Here is a 20156-nt window from a genome sequence, read left to right on the forward strand (position 1 = left end):
ATGCCGTTTCGGCGGAATGGGGTGAAGCAGACTAGGCCGGCGGGCCCGACGTCCGGCCCCGCACCACCTCGGTCTCGAGCACGTCGATCACCGGCAGCCCGTCCCGCGGCGGATTGTGCAGCAACTCACCGGCCCGCCGGCCCTTGGCCATACTGGACTGCACCACCGTGGACAGGCCGCGCCGCAACGCCTCCGGCACCCCGTCGAATCCCGTGACCGTCATCTGCCCCGGCACGTAGATGCCACGGGAACGCAGATAATCCATGGCCGACAAGGCCAGTACGTCGGCGGTGCACATCAGCGCGGTGATGCGGGGATTGGCGTCCAGCGCCGCCTCGGCGGCCGCTCCGCCGGACGTCGGTAGATGGTCGTAGCTCTCCACCACCGTCAGCGTGTCCGGCGCCAGGCCGGCAGCCGTCATCGCGTCGTACACGCCGTGAATCCGTTCGCGCTGCACATGGAAATGCGGGGACAATACCCGATCCGGATCTGCCAGTGCGGGTTTCATGCTCTCGTGCGGCCAGTCCCGGCCCAGCCGCATGGTCAGCAGGCCGATGTGTTGGTGGCCCAGCTCCAGCACATGCTCGGTCAGCCGCCGCATCCCGCCGCGGTCGTCGATGCTGACCCGCGACACCCCGGGAACGTCCTTGGGTTGATCCACCACCACGACCGGCAACTGCCGCTGACGCACCACCGGCAGATACGGATCATCGTCGGAGGCCGAGTACACCACGAATCCGTCGACGCCCGCCGCGAGCACCGCCGCCGAGCCATCCTCGAAACTGCGGTTCGGCCCGATGGCCACCAATAGCAGCCCCTGACCCGCCGCCTCGCAGGATTCGGCAAGCCCCGCAACGAAATCGAGCGCAGCGGGATCACTGAACGAATAGTTGAGCGGCTCGGTGATGATCAGCCCCACCGCCCCGGCCTTACGGGTGCGCAGGGAACGGGCCACCGGATCCGGTCCGGCATAGCCCAGCCGCTTGGCCGCATCGAAGATCCGATCGCGAAGCTCGGCGGACAACTGGTCGGGACGGTTGTAGGCGTTGGAGATCGTGGTGCGCGAAACCTTCAGTTCGGCGGCCAACGAAGCCAGAGTGGCCCGCCGCGGCGGGTGGGGACTCCTTGGCATGCTTTCTGAGGCTAGCCGATAGACGAATTCCTCACCCGGTCAACCGTCCACACCGCCAGCCAGATGCCACACGCGATCGTGACGATGACGAAGCTCGGCGGCATGTTGAAGATTGCCGACACGGCGAGCCCCGCCCATACCGAGACCACGCTGATCACGGTCGAGATGGTCATTGCGAGGACCGGTCGGGCCGTCACCATGATTGCCGTCGCCGCCGGAGTGACCACGAGTGCGAACAGCAGCAGCGTGCCGACGGCCAGCACGGCCATCGTCACCGCGATGCCGAGCAGAACCATGAACAGCACCGACAACGCGCGGACCGGCACCCCTTTCGCCTCGGCCACCTGGGCGTTGACCGACGCGAACAGCAGTGGGCGGAAAACGATTACGACCGCGGCCGCCAGCACCACCAACAGCGCGGTGAACATCAGCAGCTGCTGGTGGGTGATGGCCAGCAGATTGCCGAACAACACGTTGGTCAGCGTCGACGAGTTCTTGGTGGCCAACGAATTGAAGAACAGGCCGAAGCCGGTGGCCAGGGCCAGCACCGTGCCGGTGGCCACCTCGCGGTCATGGGCCCGCTTGCCCAGCGCCCCGATCACCAGGGCCCCGCCGACACAGAAGGCCCCCAACCCCAGGCCCACCGGAAGGCCGAGCAACGCCGCACCGGTGGCACCCGGCAGTCCGATGTGCGCCAGCGCATGGGCAGCGAACGCGGTATTGCGCACGATCACGAAATAGCCGATCAGCCCGGCGGCCAACGCCACCAAGGTGCCGCCGATCAGCGCATTGCGCATGAACGCCGACGTCAGGATCTGCCACCAGTTGTGCTGATAGCCCAGTGCCAGAGCGCTTTGGGCGAACGTGCCCTGCGCCAGCAGACCCGCCGACATCACACGCTCCTCATGTACATCTGCCCCAGCGGGGTGTGGGCCACCTGCACCTGCGTTCCGTAGAGGTGGGTCAGCAGGTCCGCGTCCACCACCTGGTCGATGGCGGCGTGGTGCGCGTGCCCGTCGAGCAGATATATCGCGCTGTCGAGCACGCTGAGCAGCGGGTTGAGGTCATGGGCGACAACGAGAATCGTCACACCGAGGTCTTGGTTGAGCTTGGCCAGCAACTGCACGATCTCGTGTTGGTTGCGCAGGTCGAGTGCGGCCAACGGCTCATCGAGGATCAACATCTTCGGATGTCCGACAAGGGCGTTGGCCAGTGCGATGCGCTGCCGCTGCCCGCCCGACAGCTCGGACAGCCGCATGGTCGCGAACCCGGTGGCCTCGACCCACTCCAGGGCCTCGTCGACCCGGGCGCGGTCGGCGGCCGAGGTGCGGGTGAAACCCCAACGCCGGCCGGTGAGCCCGAGGGTCACCGCACCACGGGCCCGGATGGCCTCCCCCGCGCCTGCCGCGTAATCCTGAGGGACGTAACCGATGAGGTCGTTGTGTTCACCCGGCGCACCGCCGAGCACCCGCACCGAACCCGAGGCGGCCGGCAACAGGCCCAGGATGACCTGCAGCATCGTGGACTTGCCCGATCCGTTGGACCCGATCAGCGCCACGATGCCACCGGTCGGGATCTCGAAGGTGCCCTCCGACCAGATCAGCCGGCCCCCACGCACGGCACTGACGTCGTCGAAGACCAGCGCGGGCGGGTTGGCGGTATCAGGGTCGGCGGTATCGGGTGGCACTAGGCCTGCACTCCGAGCGCCTTGGCGAGCGCGGTCAATTGGTTCACCTGCCAAGCCTCGAACGAATCCGTTCCCGGCGCCACCGTTTCGGTGACATCGACGACCGGAATTCCGGCGCTCTCGGCGGCTGCCCGGATCTGCTGGGGCAGCGAGCCCTCGGTCTGGGTGTTGTAGATCAGCACATCGGCGCCGTGATCGGCGAGCAGTCGCAGGAACGCGTCCAGATCGGCCGGTGACGGTTCGGTGTCGTTGGACGACGCGGCCTGATAGCCCGCGGGCGTCTGATTGACCAGGCCGACCGCGGCTGCCATGTCGTCGAACACGGTTTCGGTGGCGGCATAGCGCTTACCGGGCGCCTTGGTCTTGATGTCGGTGATCAGTTGTTGGTAGGGCTGCATCGAGGTCGTGAACTCGGCGCGGCGCTGCGCGAAGTAATCCTTTGCGTCCGGAGCCATTTGGCTCAGTTCCTCGGTCACCGCATCGGCCACGCCGGTCACCGCGACCGGGTCGTACCAGGCATGCGGGTTGGCCGAGGGATCGTCGGACTCACCGACGGCGCGCAGCACGATGGCATCCGGCGCCGTGCTCTGGGCGAGCTTGGTCGCCCACTCGTCGTAGTGGCCACCGTTGATGACGACCAGTTGGGCGCCCTGGAACTTGGCCGCGTCCGCGGGCGCGGGTTCGAAGTCGTGGGGATCGACCGACGAGCCGGCCACCACGGTGGTCACCTTCGCGCAGTCGCCCCCCAGGGCGGACACGATGTCGCCCCACTGGTCGACGCTGACGACCACGTTGACCGGCGTGGTCACGCAGTTCCCACCGGCCTCGGGTTGCTGGGTTTCTTCTGAGCCGCAGGCGGCGAGGGCGAACGGTGTGGCCAGCAACAACGCGGCGGCCACGGCGCGGAGATTCAGGGGCGGGAGCACGGCGATAACGATAACCGTTTGCATTAGCCGATGCACGCCCGGATGATGATTTATTGAAAATCGTTTTCATTAAGGAGTCCGATGTCCGACCTGCTGCCCGTCACCGTCCTGTCCGGCTTTCTCGGCGCCGGGAAGACCACGCTGCTCAACCACATCCTGGCCAACCGTGAGGGCAGACGCGTCGCGGTGATCGTCAACGACATGAGCGAGGTCAACATCGATGCCGCCCTCATCGCCGGACAGGGACACCTCGACCGCACCGAAGAGAAGCTCGTCGAGCTGACAAACGGCTGCATCTGCTGCACGCTGCGCGAAGACCTGGTCGAGGCGGTTGGCGCGCTGGCCCGCCAGAACCGCTTCGACCAGCTCGTCATCGAATCAACCGGGATCTCCGAACCCATGCCCGTGGCCGCCACCTTCAGCTGGGAATTCGAGGATGGCTTCCGACTCGGCGAACTCGCCCGGCTGGACACCCTGGTGACGGTGGTCGACGCGTCCACGTTCCTGACCGAGATCGTTCGCGGGGAGGGCCTGGCCGACCGGGACCTGTCCGCCGGCGAGGGCGATGCCCGCAGCATCTCCGACCTTCTCACCGATCAGGTGGAGTTCGCCGACGTCATCCTGCTCAACAAAACCGACCTGGTGAGCCCGGCGATCCTCGACACCGTCCACACGCTGCTGCGCAGACTCAATCCGACCGCCAAGCTGATCCGGACCGACCACGGCATCGTCGACATCGGCGAGGTACTCGGCACCGGGCTGTTCGATCCCGAGGCGGCCGCCCAGACGCCGGGCTGGGATGAGGAGATCGCCGACGGACACACGCCCGAAACCGAGGAGTACGGCATCAGCTCGATGACCTTCCGCTCCGATCGGCCGTTTCATCCCCAGCGCCTCGGCGACGCGCTCGGTCAGGTGACAAGGGTCTTGCGCAGCAAGGGATTCTGCTGGATCGCGAGCCGTCCGACGATCGCCGCCATCTGGTCGCAAGCCGGCCCCAACCTGGCGATCGAACCGGCGCAGTACTGGTCGGGCACCGAGATCGCGCCGGGTCAGGAGATCGTGTTCATCGGAATCAAGCTCGACCGGGACATGGTCCGCCGGCTACTCGACGGCGCCCTGCTGACCGACGCCGAACTGGCCGAGGGGCAGCAGGCCTGGGTCGGCTATCCCGATCCGCTACCGGCCTGGAGCGTCACCCACTCGCACTGAGCAGCCTGCGTTGGGGACGAGGACGTCGTCGACCTTCTCCACCGCACGCCTAAGCTCGATTCGTGTCCGAGCACGCCTTCAGCCCCGACGAGCGCCGCGCCGTCTACCGCGCCATCACCGAACGGCGCGACATGCGCCAGTTCGTACCCGGCAGCGCCGTCGCGCCCGAGGTCCTCGGCCGGTTGTTGCAGGCCGCTCACGCAGCACCGAGCGTGGGTCTGATGCAGCCCTGGCGGTTCATCCGGATCACCGACGACGCCTTGCGCAGAAAGATCCACTCACTGGTCGACGAGGAACGGGTCAACACTGCGGACGCTCTCGGCTCACGCGGCGACGAGTTCCTGGCACTGAAAGTAGAGGGCATCCTCGACTGCGCCGAACTGTTCGTCGTCGCCCTCGGCGAGAACAGAGACCGGCACATCTTCGGCCGCCGCACGCTGCCTCAGATGGACCTGGCGTCGGTGTCGTGCGCGATCCAGAACATGTGGCTGGCCGCCCGCGCCGAAGGTCTCGGCATGGGGTGGGTGTCGATCTTCCAGCCGCTGCCGCTTGCGGAACTGATGGGCATGCCCGATGACGCCGAACCGGTCGCGATCCTGTGCCTGGGCCCGGTGCCCGAGTTCCCGGACCGGCCGGTGCTGGAGATCGAGCACTGGACCGTCGGGCGCCCGCTTCCCGAATTCGTGTCGGAGAACGGCTGGCCGGACGCACCGTCGTCCTAGGCTGGTTGCGTGGCTGAATCCGTCGACCTCAATGCCGATCTGGGCGAGGGCTTCGGCGCGTGGGAACTCGGCGACGACGAAGCCATGCTCGGGGTCGTCACCAGTGCCAATGTGGCCTGCGGTTTCCACGCCGGCGACCCGGCGCTGTTGCTGCGCACCTGCCGTCAGGCCGCGGCCAGAGGCGTGCGGGTCGGAGCCCAGGTCAGTTACCGCGACCTGGCCGGGTTCGGCAGACGCTTCATCGATGTCACACCCGAGGATCTGACCGCCGAGGTGATCTACCAGATCGGCGCACTGCAGGCCATCGCCCGTGCGGCAGGGACCACGGTCGCCTACGTGAAACCCCATGGCGCGCTGTACAACACCATTGTCAGTCACCGGGAGCAGGCCGCCGCGGTGGCGGCCGCGGTGCACGGCGTCGACGCCGGCCTGCCGGTGCTGGGTCTGTCGAGCTCGGTGTTCTTCGAGGAGGCCGGGAAGCGCGGTCTGCGCACCGTTGCCGAGGCGTTCGCCGACCGCGCCTACCAACCCGACGGCACACTGGTGTCACGCCGCGAACCTGGAGCCGTGCTGCACGATCCCGTGGAGATCGCCGAACGGGTGGTGGGCATGGTCACCACCCGGCAGACCACCGCCGTGGACGGATCGGTCATCCCGGTAACGGTGGAATCGGTTTGCGTACATGGCGATTCACCGGGGGCGGTAGATATCGCCACGGCAGTACGCGAACATCTGCTCGCCGGCGGGATTCAGCTGTCGCCCTTCACCTAGCCTGACACTCCGCTGACTATTGGTAATGATTACCATTTCCATATGCTCCGGTTTTCCCGCGTCCGCGACCAGCTCAAAGTCGCCGCAATGACCTGGTTCGTCCGGCTCCTGCGGTTGATCGTCGTGATCGCCGAGTGGTGGCCCGTTACGTCACCGACCAAGCCGGCCCGCCCGGACGATCAGCGGGGCGGCTCGATGGGCAGCGTGGGTCCGCCGTAGGGCGTCGGGATGGTGTAGCGGCCCGGCGGCGTCGGATCGGCCGTGGTCGCCAGGTCCGCCCCCGCCGGAGGACCCGCCGTGTCGTCGCCGGCAGGCCGCGGAGCATTACGCGCACCGCGAACCAGCAGGCTCGGGTCGTCATCGTGGCAGTACGTGTACAGATTCGGCTCCGGATAGTCGGCGGCCGAGGGAGGCCGACGGGGCGTTCCGTAATCACAGGCGTAACGCGGATAGATGTCGGCGGTCACCCACAGTCCGTGTTCGTGCATCGTGCTGATGAAGGCCTCCAGCGCGGAACCCCGGTAGTCGGGGAAGAGCGCATCGAGGGCCGGAACCCGGACATAGGACAGCCGCGCCACCGTGGCCAGATTTCCCAGCAACTGCACCATGGTGTCCGAGTTGTCGGTGAACAGACCGTCGATCGCGCCCAGCGTCGCCGGGGACCCACCGAGGAGCTCCCGGTAGCCGTCCTGCATCCCGGCGACTCCGGCCATCGTGTGGCGCAGATTGGTTGCCGTGGCGGCGATCCCGCTGTTGACATCCACCGCCGAAGACAGCACGACCCGGCTGCTGCGGATGATGTCCACCGTTTCGGGCAGCACCGAATCCAGCGTCGACAGCAGGAACATGCCGCCGTCGACGATCGCAGAGAGTTTCTCCGGCCCGGCGCCGCTCACGCTCAGCTCGGCCTTGACCCGCTCCAGCTTCTGCGGATCCACCTGCGCCAGAACCCCGTCCGCATGGGCCAGCAGCTCGGCCATCGGGACCGGCACGGCGGTGCGGGCGCGGGAGATCACCGCGCCGTCTGCCAAATACGGCCCGTCCTCGGATGTCGCGGCGAAGTCGACGTACTGTTCGCCGGCCGCCGACAGCGCCGAGACCCGGACCGAGCTCGATGCCGGTATCTGCACATCGTCGGCAACGCGCAGGACCGCCTCGACACCGTCCGGGGTGAACGCGAGGTGCTCGACCTTCCCCACCCGCACTCCGCGCATCGTCACATCCTGGTTGGGCAACAGCCCCCCGGACTCCGAAAGTTGAACCGTCACCTGGTATGTCGCGCCCAGTGGCCGTACCTGCAGCACGCCGGTCATCAGGTAATAGACCGATACGACGAGCGTGAGCGCCAGCGCCGTCAGAGCCGCCCAGGCACTACGCCGGGTTCCGCTCACGGTTGAGGTCCTCGACCGACCACCCGCTCCTGCAACCGCCAGAGCACGAATTTCAGGGATCCGACGAGCTGGTGCCAATCGGCCCGTTTGGGTCCGTGGAATCCGGGATCCCCCGAGAACCCGGCGTCCGGGATGGATCCGAGGACGAGCCGGTCGATCCCGGCCGCTCCCGCCATCGACGTACCCGCGGTCATCTTGACGAACGGCGCGTACAGCCGGTTCAGTGAGGCCAGGCTGGTTTGCGGGTCCACGACGACGTCGTTGAATGCGCGCGCGATCGCGTCCGCGTCGGCGATCACGCTGCGGCCGCTGGTGTCCGTTCCCGCGATGGACGGGAACTTGGCCAGGTTCTGCGAGATGTCACCGAGGGTGAGGACGAGGTCGGTCACCTGGCCGGTGTTGTCGGCCAGTGTCTCGGTGGCCGGCGCCGCGGCCTGCAGGAGATCGCTGGCTTCTTGATTCTTGGTCTGCAGCAGCTCGGCCAGTCGTGTCGTCTCGGTCATCGCGGAATCGAGTTGTGCCGAGCGGGCATTCACTGTGCCGAGTAGTCGGTTCGACTTGGCCACCAGGTCGCCGAAGGCCCGGCCGTCAGGCCCGGCGGCCTTGCCCATGCCGTTGACGATGTTGGTCAGGTTGTGGACGGCACCCCCGTTGACGAGGACCGCCGCCGAGCTCAGCACCGACTCGACCGTCGCCGCGGCCGTGGTGGAGTCGAGGCCGATGCGATCACCGTCTCGCAGCGGACTCGTCCCGGCCGTGGCCGTACGGGGCGGAATTATCGAGACGAACACATCGCCCAGCGGTGTGGCCGAGCGGAGTTCTGCTGTGCTGCCCACCGGTAGCTGAACATCGTCGCTGATCCGCAAGGTGGTCACCGCAGTGAAGTCGCGGGCGGTCATGTCCTCGACCTGACCGATGTCGGCACCGGCGAGCTTGACCTTGGCGTGCTCGGGCAGATTGAGCGCGTTGGCGAACACCACGGTCAGCCGGTAACCGCCGGATCCGAGACCCGGGGCGGGCAATGGCAGGTCGGCCAGACCGTTCGTGGCGCACCCCGCGGTCAGTAGCACGGCCGACAGCAGCCCCAGCGTTCGGCGCAGATATCCCTGTATCGCAATCATTTCTGCCCCATCGCCGCGAGGCCGTCGAGCATGTTGGTCAGCCCGAAATCGGGGCCGTAGTCCTGCAGGGTGCCGGTGCTGCACCCGAGCTGGCGCAGACCCATCATGTTGCAGACCTCCTTGGCCATCTGGCCGTCGAACACCATGCGGTCGGCCAGGAAGTGGGCGCGGATCGCACCGTTGCGCTGGTCGATCGCGTTGTAGAGGTTGTCGGCCATCAGGGGAAGCACGTCGAAGAACTCCGCGAGTTCGCGCTGGCGGTCATTCAGTGTCTGCATGCTGGTGTCGCCATTGGCGATTCCCTGCTTGATCAGGTCGCGATTTGCCGTCAGGATCTGTCCGGTCTGCTCGACGACATCGTTGAGTTGCTTGCCGGTGGTGCCCGACCCGAAGTCCTCCGCTGCCAGAATCTCGCTGAGTTGGCGTACCACGGAACCGAATTCACGTAGCTTCGCGTCGTTGCCCGCCGCGGCATCAAGCAGGGAACTGAGGTTGGTGATGATGGTGGTCACCTGTTGGCGGGTGCGGGTTCCGCCGTCGGAACTCAACCGCAGTGCACGCGACAGTTCGTCCAAGGTCCCTCTGATCTGGTCACCGTTCCCGGCGATCACTCCGTCACCCGCGTTCTGCAGGTCGGCCACGGGCCCGCCTCCTGCCCCGTCGCCCCGCAACGACGTCGCCAGCTTGTCGAGCATCCCGAGCACCCGGTCGAATTCCACCGGGGTCTTCGTGCGATGCAGGCCGATGGTGTCGCCATCGCGCAACGTGGTTCCCCCGCGGTACGGGGGTGACAGCTCGATCTGGCGGTCGGTGAGAATCGAGGTGGACAGGGTCACCGCCTCGACGTCCGCCGGTATCGCGACCGTCTCGTCGACGGTGAAGGCGACCTCGGCATAGCTGCCCTTCGGCGTCACCCTGGTGACCTCACCTACCGGAATTCCCAGTACCGCCACCACGTTTCCCACATAGAGGCCGGCCGCGCTGTCGAACTGCGCGGTGACGGTGATGCTGCGGTTGCGGTGGCCGAACAGGTGCCAGCCCACTGCGGCGGCGATCGCCAACACGGTGATCGTCGCGGCGGCCTGCACCAGGCGCTTGTGCCTGCCGATCATTTGCAGTCCTTGAGGTATGGGATCATCCCGAACTGTTCGGCCCGGCCGCTGATGGCGCACATCCAGGAATCGATGAGGGCACCGGCCGGGGCGTTGGTCTCGATGGCGTTGCCGAAGCCGGTGGCATTCGCGATCTGGCGGATCGGAACCGGTGCGATCTGCAACAGGTTTCGGAAGAGGGCATCCTGCTGCGCGAATTTCTCACTCAGCTGTTGCATCGTCGACAGCACATCGTCGACCGCGGCGCGGTCGTGCACGGCAATGGTGTGCAGTGAGTTCACCACGGACCGAAGAGACTGCATCAGGGCGTGGAATGCTGCCGACCGCGCCACGAAGTCGCCCACCAGTTCCTGCCCCTGCCGAACGAAGTTGCCGATCTCGGACTGCTGCCGTCGCAGCATGCTGGTGACGTGTTCGGTGTTCGTCAGAAGACTGCCCAGCTGGTCGCGTCGTTGCGCGATCACCGATGAGAGGGCGCGCACGTTGTCCATCGCCTGGGGCACCACCGAAGGCAATCCATCCAGTTGCCGGCTCAGCACATCGAGGGACTCAGCGATGCGATCCGCGTCGACCTGCTCGAAGGTTCTGGTCGAATCAGCAAGGGCGGCTTGTAGATCGTAGGGAACCTCGGTGTGGGCCAGATCTATGGTTCGGTCCGCGGGCACCCCGTCCCCACCCGGCCGCAGGTCCAGATAACGAGACCCGAACAGCGTGGTCACCTTGATCGCAGCGCGGGTGTCGCGGCCCACCGGAACGTCGTCGCGGACGCGGATCTCGGCCTCGACGTGGTCCCCGGCGAGGTGCACGGCGGCGACTGTGCCCACCGGGACGCCCGCGACCGCCACGATGTCGTCGGGGCGCAACGCCGCCGCCTGAACGAATTTCGCTGTATAGCGCTGATACCCGATGCCGGCCTCCTTGACCAGCAGCATCGCTGCGATCAGGCCCCCCACCGTGAGCACGGCCAGCAATCCGAGCCAGGCCTTCCTGGACACCTGGTCAGCCATTGGCCATGCTCCTGCACTTGGGAGTGTGCTTGGCGGTGCCGCCCGGTGTCGCAGCATCGACGATGATCGGCACGACGTCGTTGAGCCCCGGGAAGAATCCGTAGGCATTGACGTCACACGCATAGGCGTTCATGTAGGCCCCCTCGCCGAACACCCGTGACAGTCCCTTCAACAGCAGCGGCGTGTTGAGCCCCGTGTAGGCGATCTGCGGTTCGATGTCGAGCATGTGGCGGGTGTAGCCGGGCTCGCGGTTGAGCATGCCCCGGATGGTCGGTTGCACGTCTTGCGCGATCCGCGACAGATTGCCGGCCGCCGCCGTCGTAGCGCCCAGGGACGACACCAGGGGTTCGCGGCGATCGTCGAAGGCTGCCACCGCATTCCGCGCCGCGGTGATGGTGCGTTCGAATTGGTCGTTCTGACCGGACAAATTACCCACAACACCGTCCATCCCGGCGATCACGCGATCGAGGGCCCGGTCTTCGCCTACGAAAGTCTCAGTGAGAACCGATGTCTGGTCGACCAACCGCGTAATCGCGGCGGTGTCTCCCTGCAGCGATCCGACAACTGCGTTGGTCAGGTTGTTCACCTGGTCGGGGTCCAGCACGGCGAACAGGGGCTCATAGCCGTTGAGCAGGGTGCCGATGTCGAAGGACGGCTCGGTGCGATCGACCCCGATCACCGCTCCGCCCGGGAGCCCGGTGACCGGACCTTCACGACCGCGGTCCAACGCGAGATACCGCTGCCCGACGACGTTCTGGTAGTTGACCGATGCGACGGTGCCTGTGGTGAGCCCGTGGCCGTCCTGCACGATGAACGAGACCTTCGCCAGGATTCCCTGCAACTCGATCGCCTGTACGCGGCCGACCCGGACACCGGCCACGCGCACGTCGTCGCCCTCACGCAATCCGAAGACGTCGGTGAACACCGCCGAGTAGGACGAGGCCGGACCGCTGACGTCGCGCCGCAGCGTGACATAGACCAGCCACGTCAACACGGTGGCCACTACCAGGAACAGGCACAGCCCCAGCAGCGGCCCACGGCGTCGTACCGACTCGCCGCTCAGGGCAAAACTGGACATCGAATGTTCTCCTAGGGCTTGGGTTCGGCTGCGGTCGGGGTTCGCGTGACGACCGTTCCCCGCGCGAGGGGACCGAGGATGAGTTGCGTGGCCACCGTGGCGGGCTCGCCGGTGATCTCGCCCAACCGGTCGCGCTCGAGACCGCTGCCGACCGGGCCGACGTTGCCGCCGAACGAGGCGGGTGCCGCACTACCGGGCACCGGCGGTGCCGGAGAGATACCCGAAGGGAGAGGCGGAAACGGATCCACCGGCGGTGCCTGTGGGGCCAACAGCGGTGGTCCCACCGCGACCAGGTTGCCGTTCTCCCCGATGGCGGTGCCCGGCGGCGGCGCCAGATCCGGTGGCGGCCGATAATTCTGCGGCAGCAGGACTTCGGGGAGATCGGCGCGCACGGGCACCTCGGGGGCGGTGAGGCAGCTCGGCCCCACCAACGCTCCGTATCGCGGACAGTCGGCGCGGGTATAGGTGTAGGACGGCGTGAATGACAGGTTCACCCGTCCACGGGCGGTGTCGAGTTCGGAATCCCAGACCTCCGCAAAGAAAGTGTCGGAGAACCTGGTCATCCGCTGACTGATCGGCACGAAATGCTGGGCATTCTGCGCCAGAACACCGAGCACCGGCGTCAAATCGGTGGTGATGTGGACCAGCCGGTCGGTCTGATTGTCCAGTGACTTCACGGTGGTATCGGTGGTGTGCGCAGCCGCCGCCAGGAAATCTTCGAGGCTACGGCGTTGCTCGACGAGGGTCTGCATCGGCCCGACCGCCTCGTGCAGCGCCTCGACGAGGTCGGGAGCCGTTGCCGACAGACCGCGAGCCGCGGCGGACAGCGCCGAAATCGTCGACGGCCCTTCATCTGTCGCGACGACGGCATTCAGCTCGTCGATCAGACGATTGAGTTCGGCAGCCGATGTCAGCAGTTCGCCACGGCGGTTGTTGGTGGCCGCCCCCACAGCGGCGAGAACACCGATGGTGTGGTCCTCACGTCCGCGCCCCGCTGCCGCAAGGATGTCGTGCAGTTTGGTGATGGTGGTCTGGAACAGCACTGTCGGCAGCGCGGTGTCCTCGGCGATCTGCCCGCCATCGTGGATCGGTCCCGACGCGCCGCTCGCCGTCTCGACCAGCTGCAGTGACGACACGGCGAAGGCGTTGCTCGGCACCACCCGCGCCGCTACGCCGGCCGGAATGCCCTGCGCGTAGGTCGGATCCAGCCGGATGAAAACCTGGTTGGGCCGTTCGCCGGTCCCGGGCGTGACGCTTTCCACTGCCCCCACGAGGACGCCGCGGAACTTCACATCCGCTCGGGCCGGTAGACCGTCGCCGATGTGACGCAGTTCGGCCACCACGTGCACGTTGCGGTCGAACAGCCCGGTCGATTTCACCAGCAACACCGAGGCCACCACCCCGACGACGACGAGCGCCGCCGTGCCACGCCGGATCAGCTGCCTGCCGGTGAGGTGGTTTCCGTCCAGATCCACCATGATCGCCACGGTCAACCACCCAGCCTTGCACCGGAATTCACGCTCCACAGCGCCATCGTCAGCAGCATGTTGACGATGATCACCACCGTGATGCTCGCCCGCATGGCATGCCCAGCCGCGATACCGACCCCCTCTGGGCCGCCGCCGGCACAGAAGCCGTAGTAGCACTGCACCGTTGCCGCGATCCAGACGAACACAACAGCCTTCACGACGGAGTACACGATGTCGGGTCCGCTGATCAGCAAGGTGAAGTAGTGCAGGTAGGGTCCGAGCGATCCGCCGCTGATGAGGCCGACCATGATCTGGCACGACAGGTAGCAGATACCCAGGCACGCCGCGTACAGCGGAATGATCGCGACCACCGACGCCAGCAGCCGGGTGGTGACGAGGTACGGGATCGGCCTGATCGCAAGCGAGTTCATCGCGTCGATCTCTTCGGAGATCCGCATCGAGCCGATCTGTGTGGTGAACCTGCAGCCCGCCTGAACCGCGAACGCCAGGGCCGCCATGATCGGGGCCAGTTCCCTGGTGGTGACCAGCGACGAGATGATCCCGGTCGCCGGACCGAGTCCGAGCAGGTTCAGAAAGTCGTACCCCTCGACCGCGATCAGGGCCCCGGTGGTGATGCCGAGGACGAGGATCACTCCGGCGGTGCCGCCGCCCACCACGATGGAACCGTTGCCCCAGGTGATGTCGGAGACCAACCGGAGAAACTCGCGCCGATACCGGCGCAGAGCCAGCGGCGCGCCGTTGAGAGCGTGGGCGGAGAATGCGACGAAGTGGCCGAACCGCGCCACCGGCCTCGTCATCACGGGCTGGGTCATCTCACAATCCCGTCCGTGGGAAGAGCATGGTGTAGAGCTGGCTCACCGCGACGTTGACCGTCATCAACACCAGAACCGATTCCACGACGGCCGCGTTGACGGCGTTGGCCACGCCGGCCGGGCCCTGACTGGCGGCGAGCCCCTTCTGGCAGGACACCACCGCGACGATCGCGCCGTACACCGCCGACTTGAACAACGCGAGCAGCATGTCTCCCGTGGTGGCGAACGACGCGAACGTGGCGATGAAACTGCCTGGTGCACCGCCCTGTACGTAGACGTTGAACAGGTAGCTCGACAGAAAGCCGACGAAGCACACCACCCCGGTCAGCGCGACGCCGATCACGATCGCGGCTGCGAAGCGGGGCACGACCAGCCTGCGGACCACGGAAACGCCCATCACCTCCATCGCGGCCGTCTCCTCGCGCATGGTCCGGCAGCCCAGATCCGCTGTCATCGCGGCCCCCACCGCCGCTGCCAGCAGCAGCGCGGCGACCAACGAGGCGGCCTGCCGAACGACGGCCAGTCCGCTGGCCGCACCGGCGAACGAGGTCGCGCCGACCTGACCTGCCAACAGCGCGAACTGGATTGACAAGGTGACCCCGATCGGCAGCGCCACCAGGATCGTCGGCATGACGGCTGCGCCGGCCATGAACGCCGCCTGCCGAACGAACTCGGCCCACTGAAATCGCCCGGTCACCAGGTCGGTGACGCAGAACCGGATCGTCGCCAACCCGAGTACCACCTGCTCGCCGACGGTGGCCATCGCGGCTACCGGATGACGCCGCAGGTACCCCGCACCCACCTGGACAACACGGGAACTGGTGTCCCGCACTGTCATCTGGCCAGCCGCGCAGTGGTCTCCAACCGACGCAACTTGCCCGACGACGTCTTCGGCAGCCACCCGGTCGGGACGACGTGCACTTCCCGCGGACTGATCCCGAGCTGCCGATAGATCCGATCGGCGATCTCGCCACGGATCCGCGCGGTCTCGGCGCTGTCGGAGTGCAGGGCCGACTCGGCCACCATCGAGAAGCCCTCACCGGCCGCCGCGGTGGAAAGTCGCACCGCGGCAACGCCTCCCGAGCGCACCCCGCTCACCCCAGCCACGCTTCGTTCGATGTCCTCGGGATGGACGTTGCGGCCGGAGATGATCAAAATGTCCTTCTTGCGGCCGCAGATCACCGGTTGTCCGTCATCGGTCAGGTAACCGATGTCCCCGGTGCGGAACCATCCGTGGGAATCGGTGGCGGCGTCGATGCCGTCGGCGGTGCGGTATCCGCGGGTCACATTGTCGCCGCGGATCTCCAATTCGCCGGTCGCAGGCGATTCCACCACCGAACCGTCCTCACTCACCACGCGGATCTCACAGCCCGGCAGCGGCGGTCCGAGCGCCACCCGTTGCCCGCAAACCCGGTACTCGTCGCCCGGGCGGACGAACGACACCCCCAGCGTCGCCTCGGCCATCCCATAGGCCGGCACGATGGCGTGCTTGCGCAAGCCGAAGCGGGCCGCAGCGGTGGTCAACCGGTCGAGGGTCGCCACATCGATTGCCTCGGCGCCACTGAGCGCAAACCGCAACGTCGACAGATCGTAAGCACCGTCGGCAGCCTTGCCGAGCCGCCGGGCAAGCACGGAGTAGGCGAAATTGGGTGCGGCCGTCATGGTCCCGCCATACCTGGTGATCAGCTCGGCCCACAGCAGCGGATCGCCGAGGAAGTCGACCGGCGTGACCTTGACGGTATCGATGCCCAGACACATCGGTGTGATCAGAAAGCCCATCATTCCCATGTCGTGAAAGAGCGGCAGCCAGCTCACCACGACATCGGCTTCGGCGTCGGCCGCTGAAGCTGCGGCCATCCCGACCAGGTTGGCCTCGATGTTGCGGTAGCTGATGGCGACGGCCTTGGGACGGCCGGTCGATCCGGAGGTCAACTGCTGGAAGGCGATCGCATCCTCGTCCGAGTCCACGATGCGCCCCGGGGGTCCGTCGAGCACATCGGGCAGCAACACAGTACGCACCCCGGCGGCGGACAGCGCCTGGGCGGCCGGAAGGAACGGGCTGCCGACCACCACGGTGGAGGCGCCGATCGCCGACAGCGTCGGCTTCAAGTCGGCCGCCCACTCCGCGATCTCGGTGCGGTGGGTCGGATGATGCAGCATCGTCACGGCAGCACCGGACATCCAGATGCCCTGCACCAGCGGGGCGATCTCACCTGGCGCGCCGGCCAATACGGCCACGGCGTCCCCGGGGAGCACTCCGGCGCGCTGCAGCCCTCCGGCGATGTTGCAGCCGGCCTGATGCACCTGCGCCCAGGTTGCCGTTGTCAGCTGGTCGAGCCGAGATCGTCCGTCGGCGTCGACCGGTGCCGTGGTGAGGCCCCGGGAAGTGACCTCGGCCCCAATCTGCAGTCTGGACAGGACGGAGTTCACGGCTGTCCCGGCGGGTTGCCCGCCGCGCTCATCGCACCGGAGCCGGCGAGCCTGCGGTTCTCCACCAGCTCGACGAGGGCACCGACGGTCTTGCACTCGAACACATCGTCCTTGTCGAGCACGACACCGAATCGGTTCTTGATCTCGGAAACCCCGAGTGCGAAGGACAACGAGTCGAACCCGAGATCCCCGACGAGCTCGGAGAAATCGTTGACGTCTTCGGCGGGCAGTTCGAGTTCGTCGGTGATGAACTCGATGAGGAATTCGCGTACTTCTGACACGGCCTGGCTACCTTACTTTCCGATCTTGCGGCGAATCACCATGTGAATGGGTATTTGAAGGAGGGCGAACATGCCAACGGCGACAAGGCATCCCGTGACGACGGTGCCGACATCGAACTCGCCGTACATGATGGTCGACGCGGCCGCCACAATGTGGGAGAACGGGTTGAGGTTGATACTGAACCGCAGCCAGTCCGACAGGAACACCGAGGGCATGAGGGCCTGGCTGATGAACAACACCGGCAGCGCCAGCGGCAGCATCGCCACCGGCGCCTGCGGGTTGAGTGTGCGCAGCGCCACCAGGTAGAACAACGAGCTGTAGGCCGCCGACCACAGGAACATCAGCACGACAAGCAGTGCGCCGGTGAGGATCCCGTCCCGCAGCGGGGTATCGAGCAGGGCCAGCAGGGCGATCACGATGACCGCCGCGGGCAGGATCCGGAACATCTCGAATCCGAACTTGGCCGCCATGATCTGGCCGGTCGACACTCCGTAGAGACGGAGTCGATCGGTGAAACCGGACCGAATTTCGTCGATCAGGGTGCCCGCGCCGTAGCCCGCCCCGAGCATCGGGATCAGCATGATGAGGCCGGGCGCGATGTAGGCGGTGTAGGACGACAGCGGAAACCCGGGCAGATCGGCGACCCGCTGGAACATCGAGCGCACGAAGATCACCAGGACCACCGGAAAGACGATCGGGAAGATGAACCCGAAGACCGGCTGCCGCAGGCCCACCACGACATAGCGGCGGAACAGTCGCAGAGTGTTGGACAACGATTTCATCGGGTGGCCTCCAGGAACGCGTCGCGCAGCGAGGTCGACCGCACTTCGATGTCGGCCTCGCCCAGTCCGATTCGTTCCAATGCGGCGCTGAGCTTGCCGAGCGCCGAAGCCGACGCCGAGTCGAGTGCGGTCGTCAGCCCGGTGTCCGTGGTGCGTTCGACCGCATAGCCCGTGGCGGCCAAGGCCCGCACCGAGTCCTCGGGTATCGCCGCCTCCGACGAGATGGCCGCGACGAATCCGTGGCTTCTGGTGAATTCCTGGGTCGATCCGGATGCGACCAATGTGCCGTCCTTGATGATTCCGACTTCGTCGGCCAGTGAGACCGCCTCGTCCATGTCGTGGGTGGTCAGCACGACCGTGCGGCCTTGCGAGCGCAGGGATCGGATGGCGTTCCACACCTCTTGCTTGCCCTCGATGTCGAGGCCGCTGGACGGCTCGTCGAGGAACAGCATCTTCGGGTCGTGTGCCACTGCCAGTGCCACGTCGACCCGGCGGCGCATACCACCCGACAGGGCGCCGACCTTGCGGGTGAGGTACTTGCCGAGGCCGAATTGCTCGACCAGCTCATCTTCCCGTTGCTGCCGTTGGCCTTTCGGCCAGCCGGCCATCGCCAGGCTCATCCGGATCTGCTCGACCGGCGACATCCAGAGGTCGAGCGCCACCTCCTGCAGTGCCACGCCGATCAGCGGCCGGAGCGCATCGGTGTCGGCCACCGGGATACCCAGCACCTCCAGCCGGCCGCTCGTCGGTGCGAGCAGCGTCGTGGCCATGCGGATGGTGGTGGTCTTGCCCGCGCCGTTCCGTCCGAGCAGGCAGTAGACCACCCCGCGGGGCACGGTCAGACTGAGCCCGTCGACCGCACTGGTCTCGGCACCCGGATACGACTTGGTGACGTCGTCGGCGAGCAACGCCGGCGACGAATCGTCTTGGTTGTCTTCAGGCATGGGTCGTTCAATCTCCGACTCTGGGAAGGACGTGGCGTTCCAGCTCTTCGGTCAGGTGGATCCCCTGCGCGGTGAGGTCCACGTCGAGGGCGGTGTAGAGCGGAAAGCTGCCGCCCGTGGGCGTGTCGTTGACCTGATGGATGGTCCCGGTGCTCACACCTGTCACGTTGAGATCGACCACGGTCCGGACCAGTTCGACAGGCTTGCCACGCCAGGTGGCTTTCCGGGTTCCCTCCGAACGCACGCTGCCGGTAACCGTGGCGCCGCCACCGCACGAGCCGGTGAGCTCACGGGGTTCACCGGCGTCTCCCAGGTCGATTCCACCGTCCACCGCGCATTGCAGCGAGACGCGGGAATCGAGCGGGTTGACGATCGTGATCGCGTCGAGCGTGCCGGCTCCGTTGGCAGCCTTCGACACCATCCCGGTCTCGTACGGGAACCGGTCGCCGGTGTAGTACTGCTCGACCTGCAACTCGTCACGCCGCGCGCCGGGACCGATGGTCAGCACCCCGGAGGTGGGCAGCGACGTGGTCTCGTCGAGGTAGGTCACCGAACCCGAAATCTCCAGTGGATAGGTCCCGAAGGGCGAATCGGGGCGCGGTTCGGCGGCCGGTTCGCCCGCGGCATCGGGATACTTCAGCAAGGCGTAGGCGTGGCCAACTGGCCGCCCGGCCTCTTCGTTCACCGAGGCACACCCGGCCAGCAGGCCGGACCCGAGCACACACGCACCGGCAGCCGTCACGAATCTGTTCACCGGGCTGCGCCCGCCCCGGCGAGCGTCCGGTTCAACCTGCGATGCCGGTGGCTGAAGAACGCAGACAGCACCCGGCTCATCACCTTGCCCCAACCCGGGATCAGACCCATCGGGGCCTGCGGCGCGAGAGTGATCTCGTCGGTGACGATCGTCTTGTTCCCCGCGGGCTCGAGGGTCCGGTGATGCACCCAGATGCGCATCCCGGTCATGATCGACTCTTCACGGAACATCCGGCCCGAATCGATCCTGGCGATCGTGATGTCGTCGAACCCGAACGGCACGATGCCGAACAGCAGCAGAAAGCTCTTGCCGATACGGGTGCCCGGCGTGACGTCGGCGATCGAGCGCCCCCTGAACTGACGCGGCATCGTCATCTTGAGATAGGGGCCCATCTCATCGTTGATGCCCTCCTGGGTGGTGACGCGCTCCCACACCTGATCCACGGGGCAGTCGATCTCGCTGACCTTGCGGAAGACGTGTTCTTGCGTGTGAATGGATCGCAT

Annotated in this window: 22 protein-coding genes; 4 read left to right on the forward strand and 18 right to left on the reverse strand. The window is 66.6% G+C overall.

Translation table 11 applies throughout. The features are described from left to right. Positions 1-31: 31 nt before the first annotated feature. Genes A5779_RS16955 through A5779_RS16970 form a run of 4 tightly spaced genes read right to left on the reverse strand, consistent with a single transcriptional unit; the run spans position 32 to position 3769 of the window. Complete coding sequence (locus tag A5779_RS16955) at positions 32-1132, reverse strand: Rv3575c family transcriptional regulator (protein ID WP_064883819.1); 1101 nt, start codon at positions 1130-1132, stop codon at positions 32-34. 11 nt (positions 1133-1143) lie between these two features. Then, positions 1144-2025, reverse strand: a complete 882-nt coding sequence (locus tag A5779_RS16960) for a metal ABC transporter permease (protein ID WP_064883821.1) — start codon at positions 2023-2025, stop codon at positions 1144-1146. After that, on the reverse strand, positions 2025-2819 hold the full coding sequence (locus tag A5779_RS16965) for a metal ABC transporter ATP-binding protein (RefSeq protein ID WP_064883823.1): 795 nt from the start codon (positions 2817-2819) through the stop codon (positions 2025-2027). Before A5779_RS16965 ends, A5779_RS16960 begins: the two co-directional genes overlap by 1 nt. Then, the gene (locus tag A5779_RS16970) at positions 2819-3769 is read right to left on the reverse strand and encodes a metal ABC transporter solute-binding protein, Zn/Mn family (protein WP_064883825.1); all 951 of its coding nucleotides are present in this window, start codon (positions 3767-3769) and stop codon (positions 2819-2821) included. Before A5779_RS16970 ends, A5779_RS16965 begins: the two co-directional genes overlap by 1 nt. A gap of 57 nt (positions 3770-3826) precedes the next feature. Here A5779_RS16970 and A5779_RS16975 point away from each other — a divergent pair, with 57 nt between their 5' ends. The 4 genes from A5779_RS16975 (at position 3827) to A5779_RS34050 (ending at position 6669) form a co-directional block, all read left to right on the forward strand. Further along, positions 3827-4957 (forward strand): GTP-binding protein, encoded by a 1131-nt coding sequence (locus A5779_RS16975; protein WP_064883827.1) that lies wholly within the window; start codon positions 3827-3829, stop codon positions 4955-4957. Between the two features lie 62 nt (positions 4958-5019). After that, positions 5020-5679 (forward strand): 5,6-dimethylbenzimidazole synthase, encoded by a 660-nt coding sequence (bluB, locus tag A5779_RS16980; protein WP_064883829.1) that lies wholly within the window; start codon positions 5020-5022, stop codon positions 5677-5679. 9 nt (positions 5680-5688) lie between these two features. Beyond that, positions 5689-6450 (forward strand): LamB/YcsF family protein, encoded by a 762-nt coding sequence (locus tag A5779_RS16985; protein WP_064883831.1) that lies wholly within the window; start codon positions 5689-5691, stop codon positions 6448-6450. Between the two features lie 42 nt (positions 6451-6492). Continuing rightward, positions 6493-6669 (forward strand): hypothetical protein, encoded by a 177-nt coding sequence (locus tag A5779_RS34050; RefSeq protein WP_165609799.1) that lies wholly within the window; start codon positions 6493-6495, stop codon positions 6667-6669. Here the strand turns inward: A5779_RS34050 and A5779_RS16990 are convergent. Genes A5779_RS16990 through A5779_RS17055 form a run of 14 tightly spaced genes read right to left on the reverse strand, consistent with a single transcriptional unit; the run spans position 6630 to position 20156 of the window. After that, entirely contained in the window at positions 6630-7841 is a 1212-nt protein-coding gene (locus tag A5779_RS16990; RefSeq protein ID WP_064883833.1) for an MlaD family protein, read from the reverse strand. The genes A5779_RS34050 and A5779_RS16990 overlap by 40 nt on opposite strands. Beyond that, a complete protein-coding gene (locus A5779_RS16995) occupies positions 7838-8962 on the reverse strand; it encodes an MlaD family protein (RefSeq protein WP_064883835.1) in 1125 nt (374 codons plus the stop codon). Before A5779_RS16995 ends, A5779_RS16990 begins: the two co-directional genes overlap by 4 nt. Further along, positions 8959-10074 carry an MCE family protein gene (locus A5779_RS17000; RefSeq protein WP_064883837.1) on the reverse strand — a complete coding sequence of 372 codons (1116 nt, stop codon included), beginning with the start codon at positions 10072-10074 and terminating at the stop codon, positions 8959-8961. Before A5779_RS17000 ends, A5779_RS16995 begins: the two co-directional genes overlap by 4 nt. After that, a complete protein-coding gene (locus tag A5779_RS17005) occupies positions 10071-11081 on the reverse strand; it encodes an MlaD family protein (RefSeq protein ID WP_064883839.1) in 1011 nt (336 codons plus the stop codon). The genes A5779_RS17000 and A5779_RS17005 overlap by 4 nt, the downstream gene beginning before the upstream one ends. After that, positions 11074-12159: an MCE family protein gene (locus tag A5779_RS17010; RefSeq protein WP_064883841.1), complete on the reverse strand. Its 1086-nt coding sequence runs from the start codon at positions 12157-12159 to the stop codon at positions 11074-11076. Before A5779_RS17010 ends, A5779_RS17005 begins: the two co-directional genes overlap by 8 nt. 11 nt (positions 12160-12170) lie before the next feature. Next, positions 12171-13637, reverse strand: coding sequence for an MCE family protein (locus A5779_RS17015; RefSeq protein WP_064884044.1), 1467 nt, complete (start codon positions 13635-13637; stop codon positions 12171-12173). Positions 13638-13648: 11 nt separating this feature from the next. Further along, positions 13649-14461, reverse strand: coding sequence for an MlaE family ABC transporter permease (locus tag A5779_RS17020; RefSeq protein WP_064883843.1), 813 nt, complete (start codon positions 14459-14461; stop codon positions 13649-13651). A gap of 1 nt (position 14462) precedes the next feature. Continuing rightward, the gene (locus A5779_RS17025; protein WP_064883845.1) at positions 14463-15299 is read right to left on the reverse strand and encodes an MlaE family ABC transporter permease; all 837 of its coding nucleotides are present in this window, start codon (positions 15297-15299) and stop codon (positions 14463-14465) included. Next, positions 15296-16891, reverse strand: coding sequence for a fatty acyl-AMP ligase (locus A5779_RS17030; RefSeq protein ID WP_064883847.1), 1596 nt, complete (start codon positions 16889-16891; stop codon positions 15296-15298). Before A5779_RS17030 ends, A5779_RS17025 begins: the two co-directional genes overlap by 4 nt. Further along, the gene (locus tag A5779_RS17035) at positions 16888-17172 is read right to left on the reverse strand and encodes an acyl carrier protein (protein ID WP_064883849.1); all 285 of its coding nucleotides are present in this window, start codon (positions 17170-17172) and stop codon (positions 16888-16890) included. The genes A5779_RS17030 and A5779_RS17035 overlap by 4 nt, the downstream gene beginning before the upstream one ends. Positions 17173-17184: 12 nt before the next feature. Beyond that, positions 17185-17955 (reverse strand): ABC transporter permease, encoded by a 771-nt coding sequence (locus A5779_RS17040; RefSeq protein ID WP_064883851.1) that lies wholly within the window; start codon positions 17953-17955, stop codon positions 17185-17187. Beyond that, on the reverse strand, positions 17952-18899 hold the full coding sequence (locus A5779_RS17045) for an ABC transporter ATP-binding protein (RefSeq protein ID WP_064883853.1): 948 nt from the start codon (positions 18897-18899) through the stop codon (positions 17952-17954). The genes A5779_RS17040 and A5779_RS17045 overlap by 4 nt, the downstream gene beginning before the upstream one ends. Positions 18900-18906: 7 nt before the next feature. After that, a complete protein-coding gene (locus A5779_RS17050) occupies positions 18907-19653 on the reverse strand; it encodes a hypothetical protein (protein ID WP_082941720.1) in 747 nt (248 codons plus the stop codon). Next, positions 19650-20156 carry an Rv1443c family protein gene (locus A5779_RS17055; RefSeq protein WP_064883855.1) on the reverse strand — a complete coding sequence of 169 codons (507 nt, stop codon included), beginning with the start codon at positions 20154-20156 and terminating at the stop codon, positions 19650-19652. Before A5779_RS17055 ends, A5779_RS17050 begins: the two co-directional genes overlap by 4 nt.

It is taken from the genome of Mycolicibacterium peregrinum, assembly GCF_001665625.1.
GTDB lineage: Bacteria > Actinomycetota > Actinomycetes > Mycobacteriales > Mycobacteriaceae > Mycobacterium > Mycobacterium peregrinum_B.

Excerpts from the sequence above, each read along its gene's own strand:
- A5779_RS16955 (WP_064883819.1), bottom strand. The coding sequence starts at position 1,132 with ATGCCAAGGAGTCCCCACCCGCCGCGGCGGGCCACTCTGGCTTCGTTG.
- A5779_RS16960 (WP_064883821.1), bottom strand. The coding sequence starts at position 2,025 with ATGTCGGCGGGTCTGCTGGCGCAGGGCACGTTCGCCCAAAGCGCTCTG.
- A5779_RS16970 (WP_064883825.1), bottom strand. The coding sequence starts at position 3,769 with ATGCAAACGGTTATCGTTATCGCCGTGCTCCCGCCCCTGAATCTCCGC.
- A5779_RS16975 (WP_064883827.1), top strand. The coding sequence starts at position 3,827 with ATGTCCGACCTGCTGCCCGTCACCGTCCTGTCCGGCTTTCTCGGCGCC.
- A5779_RS34050 (WP_165609799.1), top strand. The coding sequence starts at position 6,493 with ATGCTCCGGTTTTCCCGCGTCCGCGACCAGCTCAAAGTCGCCGCAATG.
- A5779_RS16995 (WP_064883835.1), bottom strand. The coding sequence starts at position 8,962 with ATGATTGCGATACAGGGATATCTGCGCCGAACGCTGGGGCTGCTGTCG.
- A5779_RS17000 (WP_064883837.1), bottom strand. The coding sequence starts at position 10,074 with ATGATCGGCAGGCACAAGCGCCTGGTGCAGGCCGCCGCGACGATCACC.
- A5779_RS17005 (WP_064883839.1), bottom strand. The coding sequence starts at position 11,081 with ATGGCTGACCAGGTGTCCAGGAAGGCCTGGCTCGGATTGCTGGCCGTG.
- A5779_RS17010 (WP_064883841.1), bottom strand. The coding sequence starts at position 12,159 with ATGTCCAGTTTTGCCCTGAGCGGCGAGTCGGTACGACGCCGTGGGCCG.
- A5779_RS17015 (WP_064884044.1), bottom strand. The coding sequence starts at position 13,637 with ATGGTGGATCTGGACGGAAACCACCTCACCGGCAGGCAGCTGATCCGG.
- A5779_RS17020 (WP_064883843.1), bottom strand. The coding sequence starts at position 14,461 with ATGACCCAGCCCGTGATGACGAGGCCGGTGGCGCGGTTCGGCCACTTC.
- A5779_RS17025 (WP_064883845.1), bottom strand. The coding sequence starts at position 15,299 with ATGACAGTGCGGGACACCAGTTCCCGTGTTGTCCAGGTGGGTGCGGGG.
- A5779_RS17040 (WP_064883851.1), bottom strand. The coding sequence starts at position 17,955 with ATGAAATCGTTGTCCAACACTCTGCGACTGTTCCGCCGCTATGTCGTG.
- A5779_RS17045 (WP_064883853.1), bottom strand. The coding sequence starts at position 18,899 with ATGCCTGAAGACAACCAAGACGATTCGTCGCCGGCGTTGCTCGCCGAC.
- A5779_RS17055 (WP_064883855.1), bottom strand. The coding sequence starts at position 20,156 with ATGCGATCCATTCACACGCAAGAACACGTCTTCCGCAAGGTCAGCGAG.